17 protein-coding genes are annotated in these 18,000 nt (G+C 29.4%); all 17 read right to left on the bottom strand.

What is annotated here, in order from left to right; all coding sequences use genetic code 11:
• The 17 genes from HV819_RS06030 to HV819_RS05950 all read right to left on the bottom strand — a co-directional run bounded on the left by HV819_RS06030 (nt 1) and on the right by HV819_RS05950 (nt 17,998).
• The gene (locus HV819_RS06030) at nt 1-654 is read right to left on the bottom strand and encodes a CpsD/CapB family tyrosine-protein kinase (protein WP_154540070.1); all 654 of its coding nucleotides are present in this window, start codon (nt 652-654) and stop codon (nt 1-3) included.
• A gap of 9 nt (nt 655-663) precedes the next feature.
• Complete coding sequence (locus HV819_RS06025) at nt 664-1,356, bottom strand: YveK family protein (protein WP_176269740.1); 693 nt, start codon at nt 1,354-1,356, stop codon at nt 664-666.
• Nucleotides 1,353-2,639, bottom strand: coding sequence for an O-antigen ligase family protein (locus tag HV819_RS06020; RefSeq protein ID WP_176269739.1), 1,287 nt, complete (start codon nt 2,637-2,639; stop codon nt 1,353-1,355). The genes HV819_RS06025 and HV819_RS06020 overlap by 4 nt, the downstream gene beginning before the upstream one ends.
• Nucleotides 2,626-3,669, bottom strand: coding sequence for a threonine aldolase family protein (locus tag HV819_RS06015; RefSeq protein WP_176269738.1), 1,044 nt, complete (start codon nt 3,667-3,669; stop codon nt 2,626-2,628). Before HV819_RS06015 ends, HV819_RS06020 begins: the two co-directional genes overlap by 14 nt.
• A gap of 2 nt (nt 3,670-3,671) precedes the next feature.
• Nucleotides 3,672-4,679, bottom strand: coding sequence for a sugar-transfer associated ATP-grasp domain-containing protein (locus tag HV819_RS06010; protein ID WP_176269737.1), 1,008 nt, complete (start codon nt 4,677-4,679; stop codon nt 3,672-3,674).
• Between the two features lie 4 nt (nt 4,680-4,683).
• Entirely contained in the window at nt 4,684-5,247 is a 564-nt protein-coding gene (locus tag HV819_RS06005; protein WP_235942767.1) for an acyltransferase, read from the bottom strand.
• Entirely contained in the window at nt 5,240-6,325 is a 1,086-nt protein-coding gene (locus tag HV819_RS06000; protein WP_176269736.1) for an NAD/NADP octopine/nopaline dehydrogenase family protein, read from the bottom strand. The genes HV819_RS06005 and HV819_RS06000 overlap by 8 nt, the downstream gene beginning before the upstream one ends.
• Before the next feature lie 17 nt (nt 6,326-6,342).
• On the bottom strand, nt 6,343-7,434 hold the full coding sequence (locus HV819_RS05995) for a sugar-transfer associated ATP-grasp domain-containing protein (RefSeq protein WP_176269735.1): 1,092 nt from the start codon (nt 7,432-7,434) through the stop codon (nt 6,343-6,345).
• Nucleotides 7,435-8,400, bottom strand: coding sequence for an ATP-grasp domain-containing protein (locus tag HV819_RS05990; RefSeq protein WP_176269734.1), 966 nt, complete (start codon nt 8,398-8,400; stop codon nt 7,435-7,437).
• Nucleotides 8,393-9,319: a 1-aminocyclopropane-1-carboxylate deaminase/D-cysteine desulfhydrase gene (locus tag HV819_RS05985; RefSeq protein WP_176269733.1), complete on the bottom strand. Its 927-nt coding sequence runs from the start codon at nt 9,317-9,319 to the stop codon at nt 8,393-8,395. Before HV819_RS05985 ends, HV819_RS05990 begins: the two co-directional genes overlap by 8 nt.
• 3 nt (nt 9,320-9,322) lie before the next feature.
• Nucleotides 9,323-9,877, bottom strand: a complete 555-nt coding sequence (locus HV819_RS05980; protein ID WP_176269732.1) for a GNAT family N-acetyltransferase — start codon at nt 9,875-9,877, stop codon at nt 9,323-9,325.
• Between the two features lie 28 nt (nt 9,878-9,905).
• The gene (locus HV819_RS05975; protein WP_176269731.1) at nt 9,906-10,499 is read right to left on the bottom strand and encodes a sugar transferase; all 594 of its coding nucleotides are present in this window, start codon (nt 10,497-10,499) and stop codon (nt 9,906-9,908) included.
• 9 nt (nt 10,500-10,508) lie between these two features.
• Nucleotides 10,509-11,777 carry a DegT/DnrJ/EryC1/StrS family aminotransferase gene (locus HV819_RS05970; RefSeq protein ID WP_176269730.1) on the bottom strand — a complete coding sequence of 423 codons (1,269 nt, stop codon included), beginning with the start codon at nt 11,775-11,777 and terminating at the stop codon, nt 10,509-10,511.
• An 8-nt stretch (nt 11,778-11,785) separates the two neighbouring features.
• Complete coding sequence (locus HV819_RS05965; RefSeq protein WP_176269729.1) at nt 11,786-13,747, bottom strand: polysaccharide biosynthesis protein; 1,962 nt, start codon at nt 13,745-13,747, stop codon at nt 11,786-11,788.
• A gap of 11 nt (nt 13,748-13,758) precedes the next feature.
• Nucleotides 13,759-15,282 (bottom strand): murein biosynthesis integral membrane protein MurJ, encoded by a 1,524-nt coding sequence (gene murJ, locus HV819_RS05960; RefSeq protein ID WP_176269728.1) that lies wholly within the window; start codon nt 15,280-15,282, stop codon nt 13,759-13,761.
• A gap of 27 nt (nt 15,283-15,309) precedes the next feature.
• Nucleotides 15,310-16,722 carry an LCP family protein gene (locus HV819_RS05955; RefSeq protein WP_176269727.1) on the bottom strand — a complete coding sequence of 471 codons (1,413 nt, stop codon included), beginning with the start codon at nt 16,720-16,722 and terminating at the stop codon, nt 15,310-15,312.
• 190 nt (nt 16,723-16,912) lie between these two features.
• A complete protein-coding gene (locus HV819_RS05950) occupies nt 16,913-17,998 on the bottom strand; it encodes a 1-propanol dehydrogenase PduQ (protein WP_176269726.1) in 1,086 nt (361 codons plus the stop codon).
• Nucleotides 17,999-18,000: the final 2 nt, after the last annotated feature.

Below are 18,000 nucleotides of genomic sequence, written 5' to 3'. Positions count from 1 at the left end.
TTAATAATATCCCTTATAAGATGATTCCTTTACATCAGCAAAAGTCAAAACCGCCCCAATTATTTTAGCGTTTACTTTTTTAAGATTATCCAAGGCATGATTAACTTCATCAATTTTAGTATCATTAGACTTAATAGCAAAGATTACCCCATCACACAAGGTAGATACAATAGATGCATCAGTAAAAAGTCCGACAGGTGGTGTATCTATAAAAACATAATCAAATTGCCCATTTAATAATCTAACAAGCTCTTTAACATGATCTGATGCTAAAATTTCTGTAGGATTTGGTGGAACAGGACCAGACAATAAAACAAATAAATTATCTTCATATTGATCCTTAATAAGCGCCTTATCTAAACTGACTTTTCCTGTTATAACATTAGTTACACCCATGTTGGTCTCTATACCAGAAACCTTACCAACCTTAGGAGCTCTAAGATCAAAATCAAGAAGGGCAACCTTGTCCCCATTTTGGGCAAAGGACTTGGCTAAATCATAAATTACAGTAGTCTTACCCTCACTAGGCTTGGAAGAAGTTATAGCAAAAATCCTATTTTTATTATCTATATCTGAAAATTGTATATTAGTTCTAACAGAACGAATAGCCTCATTGTAGACTGAGGAAGTGTAGTAATTATTCTTATCACTCATATAAAACTCCTATTTTTCTATACTCTTATTAGGTATCATACCTAGAACTGGTATATCAAAATTATGTGTTACATCATCAATGCTCTTAAATGTATTATCACTTAATACTCTAATTAAAACAATTATAATACCCAAAAACAATCCAAACAATCCACCTGCTATTGTATTTCTAATAATATTAGGTGAAGATGGTCCTTCAGGTAAAATTGCTTTGTCAAGGATTTGAACATTATCAACCTTCATAATCTCAGTTATGGACTCTTTAAAGATTTTAGATGTCTCATTGGCAATATCTGCCGCCCTTTCAGGAATAGTATCAATAACCTTTACTGATATAATTTGAGTATCCTTAACTGGCTCAATAGATACTTTTTTCGCAAACTCTCTATAATCCATATCAAGATTTAAATTATTTATTACATGATTTGCAATTCCCTTTGATTTTACAACCTCTGAATAAGTCGAAACTAATGCCTTGTTAGCTTGTATTTCATAATACTGTAAATTCTTATTCTCATCTTTCTCTTGTTGAGAACTACCTATAATCATTGTCGCAGAACTTTCGTATTTGGGTGTAAGCAAAAACTTACTAAATACAAACACAGACATAGCTACAATAAATGTGGTAATAATAATTGTAATTATGTTATCTTTTAATACATTTAGTACTTCTAATAAATCAACTTCATTTTTTTCTTTCATATCTCCCCCAAAACTATATCATCAGATTTGTTTTTAATAAAAAATATATATTTTATTGCTATTGCAAGCATTGCCCAAAACTCAAACACATACCAGTAAGAATACGATGTAATCAACTGACATGATAAAGAAAAGAATATAATAAATAAATCTCTCCATTCTTTATCTTTTGAAAAGAATATCATATATATACTTAAAAATACTATTATTAGTATATCCAAATATCCAAAAATTCCAAAATTTGAAATTAATTCTAGAAATAAATTATGAGAGTAAGCTGCATAATGATAAGGAAACACCCAAGGTCTATCCCCGAAAAATCCTAACCCTATTATGGGAGATGTCTTTATTCCATTAATAACTGCCCCCCATATAGTAGACCTTCCAGTATCATTAGAGAAATCTTCGCTAGCTATAGAAATCAAATTTCTTGAATCAAATCCAATATCTACAAGAAATCTTGCAAGATTAGTAATTACTATATTTCCAAAAAAAACAATAATACCTAGAAAAGCTAATAATATTATTATTTTTAATAATTTTAAATTACTATTATTTGACCATAAGATACCGCTAATAATATATAAAATTATAAATATTATAGGCAATATCAAGGCTCCCCTAGATCCTTGAGAAAATATCATGTAATATCCAAAAATAGACAATAATAAGTATATTCCTCTTTTTTCTTTGAAATAGAAGTATAAATATAATATACTAGCTAAAGCAACAGAATATCCAAAAGTTAAACTATAATTTCTTTTAACCAAACTTCCATCGTAACTTATATCTTCCCAATATCCATTCACAATCGCTGGTGACCATTGAACAATTACCAAATATAAGATGTATATTATAGCAAATTTTTTTAAAGCTCTATATATAGATTCTGATTTATCATTAATTATAAAGAATAAAAAGGCAAATATAGCACCATCTGGTTTTAAAAATCTTAATATACCGTAGTCAGGTCGTAAGATGAAATACCTATGTCCTGGATAAAATATATAAGACATTAATATTGATATTATAACTACAACTAGTAATAATATAAATAAAGTTATAGATTTATTATCTAAATAATTTGAAAATATCATTAAAATAATAATCGGAAATGAAGACAGTGTAATAAGTAATAGTTCTCTATAAAATCCGCCATATATACCAAATCTTGTCAATAAAAATCTAACTCCAGTAAGTATAACTATTTGTATAAGCCAAAAAAATAATAAATTTTCTTTAATATAATCTAATTTTATATACCTAAATCTAACAAACTTCATTTTCCAAGTACTCACTGATACTATTAATAAAAGAATTTACCTCTTCTTTCTTTGTGCTCCAGCTTGTAACCAATCTTATTTCTGTTGAGTCATCACTTGTATTAATAGTTTCCCAAGCAAATTTATTTCTTAGTTTATCTAATATATTATTTGAAATAATTGCAAAAATTTGATTAGTTTTTGATTCATTAATAATCTCAATGTTTAATTTTTTTAGACCTTCTCTAAGCAGATTAGCCATTTTGTTTTGGTGTTCTCCTATTTTTTCATATAAATTATTACTCATAAGAGTTTCGAACTGTATACCAAGTAAAAATCCTTTAGATAATATGCCACCCCTCTGTTTGGCTATATAGAAAAAATCTTCTTTCAACTTATCATTAATAATTACCATTGCTTCACCCATTAGAGCACCATTCTTTGTTCCACCTATGTAAAAAGCATCACAAAGTTTGGCAAGATCTTTCAAAGTAACATCTGAACAATCTAAAGCACTTGCAAGTCTTGCACCGTCACAATATAAATATAAGCCATAGTCATCACAAAACTTTCTTATTTGTGTTAATTCTTCTTTAGTATAAAATGTTCCTACTTCAGTGGTTTGGCTAATATATACCATTTTAGGTTTTATATTTAAAATTCCAGCATTACCCCAATATTTATCACTACAAACTCTCTTTAAATCATCAATTGTAATTTTCCCAGATTCACCTTTAACTGTAATACACTTATGACCAGTGCTTTCAATAGAACCAACTTCATGATCATGAACATGGCCTGTTTCTACAGTAATCAAAGCCTCATGTGGTCTTAAAAAGGCAGCTGCTGCAATAAGATTAGTTTGAGTACCTATAACTAGGATTTGAACATATGCATTATTATCATCAATTTTAGATTTTATAAGATTCGTTGCTATTTTTGAATGCTTATCATTGGAATATCCTGGGTTTTTTTCATTACTTAATAAAGCTAAATTTTCCAAAACTTTGGGATGAGCTACTTCACTATAATCATTAATAAAACTTATCATAATCACTCCTTATTTAAATTTTTAATATCCTCTAAAATTGGTTTATATATATACCATCTACCTTCTCTTGTAGAAATTTGTTCAGCATCAGGATCTGCTCCTGGATTTCCTTCTACTAATACAACTTTGTAATCTTCATTGATAACTACATCCCAACCAATATATCTTACCTCGGGCACTAATAGAGCTGCTTCTTTTACAGTTTTTACAACATCATGCCAGTGTGGAACTTTAAAGCCAACTATCTGCTTTCTTGAGTCTGGGTGTACAACATGTCTAGTATAAGTTTTATCTATTCCCATTGTGCTTACTATACCCTCTTTTGGATCTAGGTATGCACATATACCCATATGGTGAAAATTATCAGCTATTCTTCCTTTTCTGCCTATTCTTAACAAACCGCCTACTACTTCAACTTCATTATTAGCTTTTCTAATTGTTACGACTCTTAAAGAATTTATTGAAGAATCATTAAATTCTTTAAGTTCCTTACATTGAGTCAAATATTCTTCGCATAAAGTTGATTTATTTCTCAAATCATTATATGTTGTTTCAATATCCTTTATATCTTTACTATAAATTTTATTTACACCTAAACCAAACATTCCATTTGATTCTTTAGTAAAAAACACATCATGTTTTGAGATGAAATTTTTAAATTGTTCTAGTGTAGAGTCTTTAGTAAACAACCAATCTCTGTTTATATATTTATTAAAGAATTTATTAAACTCTGGCTTACTATCAAATATTTTTTTCTTATTTTTGTCATTACATATTTCAATTATTTCAAGAAGTCTACCAAATACTACATACTTATCTCTTTCTCTTCTTCTTTTTCCATAAAAATCGTATTGGACATAATCAAGAAAATATGCTCCGTGAAACAAGTATTCTTTTGAAAAGTCAAATAAAATATACAATTTCTTAAATATTGAAGCACTGGGATCTATATCTCTTTCAATGCTGTCAAATACTCTATTTATTTTCTGAAATATATTTTCTTTTTTCATTTTTTCACCTAAATCTTCTTTGCTTTTGAAAATTTCCCCATAAAATATCTTCACTTACTCGATCAATTTTTGATTTTTTGTTGTCAACCCTAACATCTATATTATTATTTTTTCTCTTTTCAACAAAATCCTCAAATTTCCCAATCTTTTTTGCTGGTACTCCTGCTACAACAGAATTATCTTCAATATCTTTATTAACTATACTACCTGCTGCTATAATAACATTATTACCTATTTTGACATCATATAGGATTTGAGTATTTGCTCCAACAAATACATTATTCCCTACAGATATACATCCTACTTTTTCTTTGAATTTTTTATCATATATTTTCATGCCATTAAGCATAAAGTGACTTACATCGTGAGTGATAAATTGAACATTTGATGCAAGCCAAACATTCTCCCCTATTGATATAAGTCTTGAATAAAGAGGGATTTTTCTTGATGTAATCATTACTCTATCACCACATTCTCTGAAAACACCCCATTTTTTCATAAGTCGTGCTCTTTTCATAGGTGATTTTATAAAAAGTAGTCTTAGTGTCATTAAATATCTATTATTCATTGCTTTTGCTATCGTTTATTAATTTTTTTATATTTTCATAGCCAAGATCTTCAACTGATCTACCACTTTTTCTTAATTCTCTTCCAAGTGCTGCACTTGCTATTTCAATAAAACTTGTAGCAATAGGAGTTCTTATATCTAAAACTTTTCCAAGTGATTCTAGCATTACTAGACCTTCTGGAACATCTTCTGAAATATATCTAGAATCTACTTTTACAGGACCTTTTGCCCTTGTATCCATAGCAGCATAGTCTAAAAACACTTCTTTTGCATCAATACTAGTATCTAAAGAATTTCTATATTTACAAGCTTCTTCATATGATAATCTTTCAAAGCCTAATTTTTCTAATACATTCATTTTTTCTTCATCAAGAGCTTCAAGAACTTGCCATGTATGAGTGTTTTCTCTAGTATAGGCTTCATGATACATACAAAAATCATCTTTTGCTATTTCTATTCTTGGTATAGACATAACTGAACCTATGGTGTGAACTATCATATTAGGATTATGTAGGGCAGCCTCAATTATGGAATCTAGATATACAAATCTTTCACCTAATTTATCTAATTTCTCAATAGCTTCTTCTTTTCTACTAGAAGGATATATTCCTATTGGATTTCTTACGTTCCTAAATCCCACTCTAAAGTAACCATTTTCCATTATTCTTCCATCAATAAAAGAACTTTGGGCTTCTGCTATTATTATATCTTTATCACAGTATTCTAATAGATAAGCACTTGATAAATAACCTGGATTAATGAGAATAATTTGATCATCCTTTAAATATTTCACTATTCTTTTAATTAGGTCTTTGTGATAGTTAGTTTGTATGTAAATAATTATTATTTCATTATTTGAAATCTCTTCTAGATCTCTAGTTACTTTACTGATATTAGCCTCAGATATTTTACCAAATTCATTTAGAATCATTTTCCCATCATTTTCTTGCAAATATTTGAAATTTTCATCATGCATAGCATGAGAAGTTTTAATTAACGTTACCTCATGACCATGTAATGTCAGGTCTGCTCCAACTGCACAACCAGCGTTTCCTGCGCCTAATATTGCTACTTTCATATCAGATCTCCTTTTTTTTAATTTTGAGCGTATTTTAAACTTTGTTTAACAAATACTTCGTCTAATACTTCTTCTGTTATATCTCCAAATGTTGGTCCACAAGTTATTTGATTAGGACCAGGACAAGTGTTATATTCTATAAATATGGGTTCGCCATTTTTATCAATACAAAAATCCCACCCTATTAATTTAAAATGAGGTAAATTTTTGTGTGTTTGATCTATTAAATCTAATATTTTATTGTAAGAAGGCACTACTACATCAGCAAATTTTATATTACCATGTCCCTCTGTTACCCATTGAGCCTTTCTATTTACTCCCCTATAATCAAGTTTTCCATCTTCATTAATATGACAAGCAAATCCTCCAGCCCCAATATTATCAACTTTAGCCCCATTACCACCTATTCTTAAAATAGATGATAGTATATGAACTTCGCCTTTGAAAAATAATGTTACCACTCTTATAGTATTTAAGGATGAAGGGTTTAATCTTTTTAAATCTTCATGTTGTTCTACTGATTCTTGAAAAATATAGTTTGCTTTCAAATTATCAATAGCTTCTTTTATACTTTCTTTACTGTTAGTATTTTCATCAAAGAAATGTATAAGTCTTCCTTCTCCACTATCAATTGATGGTTTTACAAGAAACTCCCCTTTATGTGATAATATTATTTCTATTGCCTTATCTTCTTTTATGACATTCATATTGCTATCATAAAATACACAAGCCATGTTTTTAACAATAGTTCTAGGCCTTTTTAGATTATCGAAAAATTTATAGTGCATGCACTTATCTTCACCAAATCTTCTAAACTGTGTATTTGAAAAATAGGGAACTATTTTTCCATACCACAAATCATCTGGTATATATCTTGGATCTACTTTTTTATCTCTATCTGAGAATATTTCAAACCATAACTTATCTGGTTTTAAACCAAATTTTCTCCAATAAGGTAGGACTTCTTCTTTGTATTCTTTGTCACAATTAAAACCTCCTTTCATTCTCTTTCGTCTAAGTTTAGCTGCCTTTTTATATGAATACATACGATAAAGACTTTCGAGTTTAATGTTTAAGTCATCAAGTTTTTTCCTATAAGAACTTCTCATCTACTCACCTAATTTTTTCATACAAACTTCATTATATTTCATCATATATACACCTTCTTCATACTCTGAAGAGTACTCATTTTCTTCACCATTTAAATTCTTATAAATAAGTTTAATATTATTAACTCCACATTCATATGCATGAGGATATCCCCCACCAAATCTAGGGTTAACTTCTGAAATATAATAATCTCCATCAACATCAAATATATCTATATCTATTTGGCCAGTATATCCTGCTTCTTTTACAAATTTCTTAATTAAAGCAAATAATTTTTCATCTTTAAAGGATACAGACTTATCTGTTTCCCCAGCTCTCATCACTATTTTTTTCTTTGTAAATATAGAAACTACTTCTTTGCTTATAAGATCTATGTATACATCAGCGCCAATTTCTTGACCCTTTAAAAATTCTTGAATCATTAGCCCATCATGCTTAGAAAATAGTAATTCTATTTCATCTCTATTATCAACCTTGCTAATTAAAATTGATGCACTACCCTCTACAGGTTTCACAAAAACTGGAAAAGATATATCTCCATTATCTAGGTCTTTGTAGAATTCTTCCTTTTTATCATAAGATTTAGCACAGTTATAACCATGTTCATTTAACCAATTAAACATATTTATTTTATTTAAAGACATCTCACATAATTCATATGATGAACCGACAATCTTTACTCCAAGAGTATCAAACTTTTCTTTATTCATAGCAAGCAAGGATAATTCTGGATCAATAAGGGAAAGAATACCATCCATTTTTTCTTTTTTGCATATATCTAAAATAATATCTAAATAATTATTATCAGTTATTCTTGGAACTATATAGTGCTTATCAGCTTCATAAATTGCTGGTGCTATTTCACTCATATCTGTTGCTATAACTTTTCCACTTTTATTATTTTCTTTAAAATATTGAATTATTTTATTTCTTGTACCAACACTTAATAATAAAATATTACTCATATAATTCCTCCAAATCATCAAAAAATAAGGGTGTTCCACCTGTATGTATAAACAAAATATTTTTATCTTTTATTTCATTATCGCCTATATAGCTAAACATCCCTGTGAAAGCTTTGCCTACATAAGTAGTATCCATTGGTATACCATAATTAATCATGGCATTTTTGATTGTTTCTATTATTTTCTGGTTATATTTTCCATATCCACCATTTATGTACTTATCAGTAAAGATTACTTTTTTTTCTATTATTTCATCAGAAATATTAATATTTCTTTCCTTTAGATAATCCTTTACGCTTTTTAAAACAATATTTCTCCCACGTGGATTCATTCTCGCTATACTTATACCAATAATTTTATTGTTATCATTGTTAATAATACTACCACAAACAAGTCCTGCTTGAGTTGTACCCGTGCCAGATGCATGAAATATATAATCAAAGTTTAAATTCTTATTTTTTTCATATTCTTTGATTTCCTTATAGCAATCTACATATGCTTGAGTACCAATGTTTCCATGACCTCCACCTTGAATAAAATATGGATAGTAACCTTTATTTTTTAAATCATTTAAAGTTTCGTCTATTTTTTTCGATACATTATCAAGCTTTGTAAAAATTACTTTTGCCCCAAATAAATCATACATTTTCTTATTATATGTTTGTTTATCAGCTTCTAATGGAGATATTATAAGACAAGGTATCTTAAGCTCTGCACATTTATTTGATATAATTCTAACATGGTTTGAACTAGAACTACCGTAAGTTACGACATAGTCACTTTTTTTGTATATAATATTCTTAAAAAAAAGCATTCCCTTTCTTGCCTTATTTCCTCCAAAAGAATATGGAAATAGGTCATCTCTTTTTATATATATTCTATTTTTTTTATCTTCTATTTTATAAATTGGAGTATTCATAAATTAATTAATCTCATATATTTTATTATTTTTCCATTCTGACCTTAAAATAGATATTATATATCTGTCTCTAATCTCACCATGAGAATAAAGATCTTCTCTTAAAAGTCCTTCTCTAGTCCAACCTAATTTCTCAACTAATTTATGAGCAGCAATATTATTTGTTCTTTGAAATGCATATATTCTATTTAATCCTAGTTCTTTAAAGCCATAGTTTACTATAACTTTATAAGCATCTATTCCATAACCTTTTGAATGATATGCTTTATTTCCTATCACGCAATGATGTTCAGCTTTTCTTGCTTTATAGTCTATATCAAATAAACCACAAAATCCAATATATTCATTTGTTTCTTTATTAAATATAGAAAATTCTCTTCTAGAACTATCCATTTGTGCTTTTTGAAACCATGCTTGAGTTTTTGAGATTGATGTCGGAAAATCATAGTTTAAGGTGGCTTGAATTTCTATGTCATTAATCCATTCTGCTCTTTTTTTCATATCTTCCTTTTCTATTAATTTCAAAATAATTTTATTACCTACTAAAGTATTTTCCATTTTATATCCTCTCATAATTCGAACAAATTTAAGACTTGTATATGTCTTTACTTTTAAATACTACCAATATAGTTTCTATTAATATTTTTAAATCATTTACTAAAGTTACATTATTCACATATTTATTATCATATTTTATTCTTTCGTCCCAACTAGCATTATTTCTGACTTTGACTTGTGCGTATCCTGTTATACCTGGTTTTACTTCAAATCTTTTTTTTGCCCATCCTGGATAATTTTCATAACCATCATAAGGATGGTATGTAACTGGTGGTCTTGGACCGACTAAGCTCATATTCCCAACAATTACATTAAACAATTGTGGAAGCTCATCAAGACTTAGTTTTCTAAGTACTTTTCCTACTTTGGTAATTCTTGAGTCACTCTCGCTTTTAACTTTAAGTCCATCACCTATATTTTCAGCATTTACAACCATAGTTCTAAATTTGTAAATAAAAAAAGCTTCTCCACCTTCTCCTAATCTTTTTTGCTTAAATAAGATAGGTCCTTTCGAATTAAGCTTTATTAAAATTGCTAAAATAATTAGAATAGGACATATGATAATAATTCCTATTAAGGATAAAAGAAAATCGATTAATCTTTTAAAATATTTTCTATACAATATTCACTCCTACTCAAAGCAAGCTTTAATAAGCTCAATAATTCTATCTTGATCATTTTCTGTCATTTTGTTATCACTTGGCAAGCATAATCCTCTATTGAATATATCTTCTCCAACATCAAAGGCTCTACCTTCGTCATCTTTTTGCGAATGTTTTATATATGCATTTGACATTGCTCTTGCATTTCCAAATCTATTTACAAATGAATTCATTCGATAGATAGGTTGCAGATGCATAGGTTTCCATATAGGTCTTCCTTCAGCGTTGTGATTTGCAAGAACTTCAAGAATTTCTGTAGGAGATGATTTTCCTTCTTCCCTAATATATAAAGCTTTTTTGTCACTTCTTACATGCTCTGACATAGCCTCTTCATCTATTATCATACAAGATAGCCAAAAACTTGGTTTTGAATTTTCCTTATCATAAGGATTCATTGATATTGGCAAATCTTTTAATCCTTCTTTGTATCTTTCATAGATTTTTCTTTTTTGTTCTATGTGTTCATTAAGATATGGAAGTTGTCCTCTTACTACACCTGCTATAACATTACTCATTCTGTAGTTGTATCCAACTTCTTCATGTTGGTACCATGGAGCATCTTCTCTTGATTGGGTTGACCATTTTTTTGCTTTTTCTATATCATGCTTTGAATCTGAGATTAGCATACCACCTGATGAACCTGTTATAATCTTGTTTCCATTAAAGGAAATTATAGACACATCTCCAAAGGTTCCTGTTTGAACTCCCTTATATTTTGCACCAAATGATTCTGCGGCATCCTCTACTAGGTAAGCTCTATGTTTTTTGCATATTTCTTTTATTTCATCAATTTTTGCTGGAACTCCATATAAGTTTACCATAACCACTACTTTAACCTCTGGATATAGTTCGAAGGCTTTCTCTAAAGCTTTTGGATCCATATTCCAAGTATCATATTCTGTATCTATAAATATCGGAATTCCACCTTCATATAAAATTGGGTTCACAGTTGCTGCAAAGGTCATATCAGAACAAAATACCTTATCTCCCCTTTTTATTCCTGCAAGTTTCATTGCAAGGTGTAAGGCACTTGTTCCAGCAGAAAGACCTACTGTATATTTTGATTCAAGAATTTTGCTTATTTCTTCTTCAACTATATTAATGTTTTCTCCAACAGTTGACATCCAATTAGTTTCGTATGCTTTTTGCATATATTTTAACTCATCACCATGCATAGTAGGTGATGAAAGCCAAGCTTTGTTTTCTAATGGTCTAAATTCATCTTTATCTTTAAACATATACTCTCCTACTTTTCTTTTTCCCCTATAAAAGTGCTTATCAAAGTGTTTATAGTTTCAAATATATTTATATCATCTATGTGGTCTTGGTTTATAATATTATCAAGTTTTTCAAAGAAATCTTCCCTTGAAAACTCAAGTGGCTTTCCTATGGCTATTCCCTTATTTTCTGTTCCTTCAAGGCATTCTTCATCCATTAGTTTTTCTTCATAAAGTTTTTCACCAGGTCTAAGACCTGTGTACACTATTTTTATATCAATATCAGGTTCATATCCTGATAGTTTTATAAGCTCTCTTGCAAGGGTATCTATCTTTACTGGATCTCCCATATCAAGGACAAAAATTTCTCCACCCTTGGCCATTGAGCCTGCTTGAAGTACTAGTTTTACAGCCTCTTTTATTGTCATAAAATATCTTATAATATCAGGATGTGTTACTGTGACAGGTCCCCCTTCTGCAATTTGTCTTTTAAATAGGGGTATAACTGAACCATTGGATCCTAATACATTACCAAACCTTACTGCTACAAATTCCGTAGTAGGATTTTTTCCTTCAAGCTCTTTTGATGGATCTATTACTATAGTATGATCCCCATCTCTTTCAATTATCTTTGAAAGTTTTGAGTATTCTTGGTCTTTTTTTACATCATTTAGACCTTGAATTATTTTCTCACATACTCTTTTTGTAGCTCCCATTATTGATGTTGGATTTACCGCTTTATCTGTTGATATAAGTACAAATCTTTTAGCATCATATATAAGTGCTAAAAGGCCAACTATATAGGTTCCTCTTACATTATTTTTTATAGCTTCAATAGGACTTACTTCCATTAAAGGTACATGCTTATGAGCTGCCGCATGAAATATAATGTCAGGCCTATGTTTTTCAAAAACATGTTTTACTCTATTGTAGTCCCTTACAGAACCTATTAGTGTTCTTAAGTTTAAATCTTTGAAATTCCTCTTAAGCTCTTGCTCTATCTCATAAGCATTGTTTTCATATATATCAAAGATTATAAGCTCTTTGGGACCATATTGGGCAATTTGCCTACATAATTCTGAGCCTATAGAGCCACCTCCACCTGTAACTAAGACTACTTTATCATTAAGATATTCAAATGTTTCATTGTTAAATACCTTTACAGGCTCACGTCCAAGAAGGTCTTCTATTTGTATGTCTTTCATCCTTGATACTGAAATCTTTCCTTGAACTAGCTGATAAAGACCTGGAAGAATTTTAACTTCACATCCTGTACTATTGCATATCTTGAGGATATCTTTCTTTTGGTCACTTTGTGCTGATGGTAAGGCAACTAATATAATATCTATATTTTCTTTTACTACTAGATCTTTTATATCATTTCTTCCACCATATACCATCGCTCCATCTATGTATTGACCTTTTTTGCCTGGATTATCATCTATAAAGGCTATTACATTTATTTGAGTGTTTTCTTGCCTATTAGATTTATTTATATCTTCTTTTATAGTCTGTCCAGCAGATCCTGCTCCTACTATGATTGCTCTTTTAAATTTAGGATTTTTTTCAATTGCGTTATATCTTCCTTGGATAAGCATTTTTTTGGAAAATCTTAGACCGACTGTAAGAACATATTGGATTAAAAACCCAAAGATAAAATAAGATATAGGCATCCTATGTACAAATATTGTTATACCTAAAATATGAACTAGTAATGACAAGATAACTGCTTCCGTTATTTTTATTAACTCATTGTAAGATGCATACTCTAATATCATCCTATATAGCTTAAACATAGAATAAATCATTATAGTTATTATAGTATTTATCAAAGCATAGTTTCTAAAAGAATTTAGGTAAATTTCTGGTATCTTATTAAAGCTTGCATCAAATCTTAGGAATAAAGCTATAAAAAATGCCAAGTTTATTATTACAATGTCAAATGTCAACAGTATAAGTGATTTTTTACTGAAAATTTTTTTAAACTCCATTCATCTATCTCCTATTTTTTTGATATTTTCTTTTTAACTGAACTTATCAAATAATTGAACTCTGGAATTTTCAATAAGATTATTCCTATTAGATAAATAACACCAGCCAATAATACTGATACTGTTATACTTAAAATAAGTGGTAAGGTACTTATAAAAAATTCAAAGCTTAGCCTTGCAATTATACATATTAAAAATGATACAATGCTTATTTTCAATAATGACTTTATTGTAGTTTTTAATTTAAAATCTCCAAGTTTTTTTCTAAAAGAAATAAATAATAAAACGCTACAAATCAAAGTTGCCACACTGGTAGAATAAGCCAGACCATTAAGACCAAATATTTTTGATAATATTATGTTCATAATCAAATTTATTATTTGCTGTATAAGTAATATTATTACTGGTGTTTTACTATCTCTTACAGAATAAAATGCATTTGCAAGTATTTTTATCAAAGATGAAAATATGATATATGGACCATATGATACAAGAACACTAGCTACTATATCAGTATCCGATGTTGTAAATGCATTCCTTTCAAAAGCTAGTTTTATAATAGGATTAGAAAGTGCCATCATGCCAAATGTAGCCGGGATAACTAAGAGCATGGATAAAACAACAGCTGATATTGTCTTATCTTTCATTTCTTTAATCTTTCCACTTTGTCCTAATTTTGCTATCTCAGGAAAAGTTGCTGTTGTCACTGATATAGTAACAACTCCCATAATAAAATTAAGCATGGTTTTTGCATAAAACATTTTGGATACACTTGAAACACCAAAGAAAGCAGATGCCATAGAATTATCTATTAAGACAGAGATATGATCCGCTGCACTAGATATAATAACAGGAATACCTATTATTAACATTGATCTTACATATGCGTCAGAAAAATCTAATTTTTTTATATATTTAAAACCTAATTTTTTAGCTACAAATGGAAACCTTACATATTGAAGAGTAAAAGCTAAAAATGTACCTACGACTAATATGTAAGGATTTTTAAAAATACCAGTTAATATTGTTGATATAATTATAAAAATATTTAAAATAATTCCTGTACTTGCTGGATCAACAAAATTACCCTTTATATTTAAATAACCCTTAATAATAGATGAATATAATAAAGCAAATAGAGAGAAAATAACTATTCTCGTAAAATTAATAGCTAGCTTTAAGGAATCTCCAGCAAGGTCTGGTGAAAGAATTTTACATATAGGACCTGCAAATATAAATATTATAGACAAAGCTACAACACCATATATCAATATAATATTAATGAGGTTAGAGGTAAAAATGTTAGCTCTTTCTTCACCCCCTTCATTTTTAGCTTTATTATATATAGGGATAAAACCTGAAACTATACCTAAAGATATAACGTTAGCTAACATAGTTGGGATAGTTGTAGCTGTTGTATATATTGATTTAAGTTCCCCTGCCCCTATAAAGGCAGCCATTACTGACTCTCTTATAAATCCAAACAGCTTGGATATAATTGTTAAAATCATTATAATTATGGTTGTTTGTCCCATATTGTACCTCTTTCAATCAAGATAATTCTACTTATTGTTCTCTATAATATTTTCCCTAACCTCTTTAACTGAATCCTCACTTGGTATCATCATGTATAATTGTGCATTTGGCATGAGTAGAGATTCTTCTCCCATGCTTCCGTATCCTTCAAGAGATTGGCTTTCTATATCCCAGTTTTGCCCTTTTTCTATTTGCTTGTTGACAAGCTCTATCATCTTATCATAAGACATATTTGTGTTTACTGATTTTAGGGCTATTTCTGCAAGAGTGTTGAAATTTAGTAGCATCTCTGGACTTAATAATTTTTTTATTATTCCTGTCATTATCCTTGTATGGTTTCGCCCTCTATCGAAATCTCCCTCTTCTAGATGATATCTTTCTCTAGCAAAGGAAAGTGCCATATCACCGTCCATATATATTTCACCTTGTGGAAAGTGGTAGGCTCCTCCTGATGTAGTGAATTCTACCGGATTTTCTACTGTAATTCCTCCAAGTATATCTACTAATTCTTTTAAACTAGTGAAATTCACTTTTCCAAAGTAGTCTATATCTATATCAAAAAAGTTCTCTATACTTTTAATGGAGGTATCTACCCCAAAAAGTCCAGCATGAGTTAGTTTATCATAACCCATATCACCTATTTTAAGGTAGGTATCTCTTGGTATTGATGTAATTAAGATTTTTCCCTTCCTTGGATTTACACTCACTATCATATTTACATCAGATCTTGAGACATTGGAAAGAGCTCCGTAGGTGTCTATGCCCGATATAAATACATTGAAGCTTTCATCTTCTTTTACTTGCTTTTTTTCTTGTTTTTCTTTTTTCTCATCTATTAAAACTGATTTTAAAACTCTAGTTTTTTCACTAAAGCCTTCAATGTTTTCCTCTACCATAGGTCTAAAGCTTTCATTAAGAAGCATAAGATCTGCCTCACCATTTAAAAGTCCCTTAGCACCTGTTACATAGTCGGTATAGTCAATTGGTTCTAAGTTTGTAGAATCAAGTGATTCTAGTGCTTTGGTGGTACTTTTAGAATCTATAGTTTCTGCTGTAATTATATTTTTCCCATCTATTTCTTCGATTGATTTTATAGGAGAATCCTTTAATACAAGAAAGGATACTTCATTTTTTATTTGATATTTGCTATTTGATATCTCTTCAACTGTGCTAATGGATTTGTGTGCATAGGAAATAAATAAAACTTCTCCAAGACTTAAGAGAAATAGGATAATAAAAAGTAAGATTTTCCCTATTAGAAATTTTTTACCTAAAAAGCATAAGATTAGATTTCCTAGTACTGGAATAAATAGTATAAATAGAATTAATATTCTGTACTTTATTGGTAGAATGTTATAATTATTTATAAATACAAAAAATATTGCATATGTTACTAGAAATATTATGGAAGTAATTTTCCCCAATACCGACTTATTCAATTTTCTCTCCTTTATTATAAAACATATTATTTCAAAAAATATTTTATACTACAAAAGATTATTTGTCAATCTAGGCAAAGGTTAATCTTTGATAAATTATGTCTTTTAATTTATTAAAGTTAGTAAGAAAATTAAAAAAATCCTACTTAATCGTAGAATTTTTTTGATTTTTTTGTAAAATTTTTCATAATTAGAAAGAATCTCTTAGTATATTTGCGAGATCAAATTTTGTTACAAGGGCAGGATTTGTAGGTGTACACCTATCATTGAGGGCTGTATCTGCCATCTTATCTATTGCATTTGCATAGTTTCTTGCATCAATTTTTCCAAGTCCTGATAGCTTTTCTGGAATTTTAAATTTTTTGTTTAGTTTTTCTATCTCTTTTATTATACAGGTGTAATCATTATGTCCTAGTTTCTTAGCTAAGCTATCTAGTTTTTTTCTTGCTCTTTCATCATTCTTACAGTTATAGTCTAGGACATATGGAAGAAGAATTGCGTTTAATCTTCCATGGGATATATGGAAGTTTCCTCCTATGGTGTGGGCAAGGGAGTGGTTTATGCCAAGTCCCGCATTGTTAAAGGCAATACCTGCTATGTTTGATACTTCAAGCATTCTTTCTCTAAGTGAAAGTCTATCCCCATCATCATATACCTTTGGTAGAATCTCAAAGACTGTTTTTATACAAGTTTCTGCAAAGGTATCTGTATAAATTGAAGCATTTTTACTTATATAGGCTTCAAGGGCATGGGTTAGAACATCCATTCCTGTATCTGCTGTTATAAAGTTTGGAACTGTTTTGGTGAATTTAGCTACCAAGAGAGCGTAATCTGGTAACATCAGATCATCTATAAGAACCTTTTTGCTATCACCAACTGTAACTACAGCAAAATTTGTAGCCTCTGACCCGGTTCCTGCTGTTGTAGGTATAGCTATAAATGGAATTTTTTCTCCTCTTTCTTTGTAGATATTGTATATAATTGCCTTTGTTGCATCTATAGCACTTCCCCCACCTATAGCTATTACAAGATCTGGATTAAAGTTTTTAAGAACGCTTTTTCCATTATCTACTAGCTCTTGGTCGGGGTCAGGTCTTATTTCACTAAATATAGTATAGTTTACTGACTTATCAAGTAAATTTATAACTTGATCTATCATTCTACTTTCTACTACAAAAGGATCAGTTATGAAAAATATTTTTTTTGCCCCAAGGGTATTAATTGTTTCAAGGCTATCATCTCCAACCTTTATAGTAGATTTTACTGAAAATGTCATCT

The sequence above is a fragment of the Anaerococcus faecalis genome (assembly GCF_013371425.1).
Classification (GTDB): Bacteria; Bacillota; Clostridia; order Tissierellales; family Peptoniphilaceae; genus Anaerococcus; species Anaerococcus porci.
This window is presented reverse-complemented; position numbering and strand designations above follow the sequence as displayed.

Bases quoted from the DNA above. Each gene is read 5' to 3' on its own strand.
- HV819_RS06030 (WP_154540070.1), bottom strand. From the start codon at position 654: ATGAGTGATAAGAATAATTACTACACTTCCTCAGTCTACAATGAGGCT.
- HV819_RS06025 (WP_176269740.1), bottom strand. From the start codon at position 1,356: ATGAAAGAAAAAAATGAAGTTGATTTATTAGAAGTACTAAATGTATTA.
- HV819_RS06020 (WP_176269739.1), bottom strand. From the start codon at position 2,639: ATGAAGTTTGTTAGATTTAGGTATATAAAATTAGATTATATTAAAGAA.
- HV819_RS06015 (WP_176269738.1), bottom strand. From the start codon at position 3,669: ATGATAAGTTTTATTAATGATTATAGTGAAGTAGCTCATCCCAAAGTT.
- HV819_RS06010 (WP_176269737.1), bottom strand. From the start codon at position 4,679: ATGAAAAAAGAAAATATATTTCAGAAAATAAATAGAGTATTTGACAGC.
- HV819_RS06005 (WP_235942767.1), bottom strand. From the start codon at position 5,247: ATGAATAATAGATATTTAATGACACTAAGACTACTTTTTATAAAATCA.
- HV819_RS06000 (WP_176269736.1), bottom strand. From the start codon at position 6,325: ATGAAAGTAGCAATATTAGGCGCAGGAAACGCTGGTTGTGCAGTTGGA.
- HV819_RS05995 (WP_176269735.1), bottom strand. From the start codon at position 7,434: ATGAGAAGTTCTTATAGGAAAAAACTTGATGACTTAAACATTAAACTC.
- HV819_RS05990 (WP_176269734.1), bottom strand. From the start codon at position 8,400: ATGAGTAATATTTTATTATTAAGTGTTGGTACAAGAAATAAAATAATT.
- HV819_RS05985 (WP_176269733.1), bottom strand. From the start codon at position 9,319: ATGAATACTCCAATTTATAAAATAGAAGATAAAAAAAATAGAATATAT.
- HV819_RS05980 (WP_176269732.1), bottom strand. From the start codon at position 9,877: ATGGAAAATACTTTAGTAGGTAATAAAATTATTTTGAAATTAATAGAA.
- HV819_RS05970 (WP_176269730.1), bottom strand. From the start codon at position 11,777: ATGTTTAAAGATAAAGATGAATTTAGACCATTAGAAAACAAAGCTTGG.
- HV819_RS05965 (WP_176269729.1), bottom strand. From the start codon at position 13,747: ATGGAGTTTAAAAAAATTTTCAGTAAAAAATCACTTATACTGTTGACA.
- murJ (WP_176269728.1), bottom strand. From the start codon at position 15,282: ATGGGACAAACAACCATAATTATAATGATTTTAACAATTATATCCAAG.
- HV819_RS05950 (WP_176269726.1), bottom strand. From the start codon at position 17,998: ATGACATTTTCAGTAAAATCTACTATAAAGGTTGGAGATGATAGCCTT.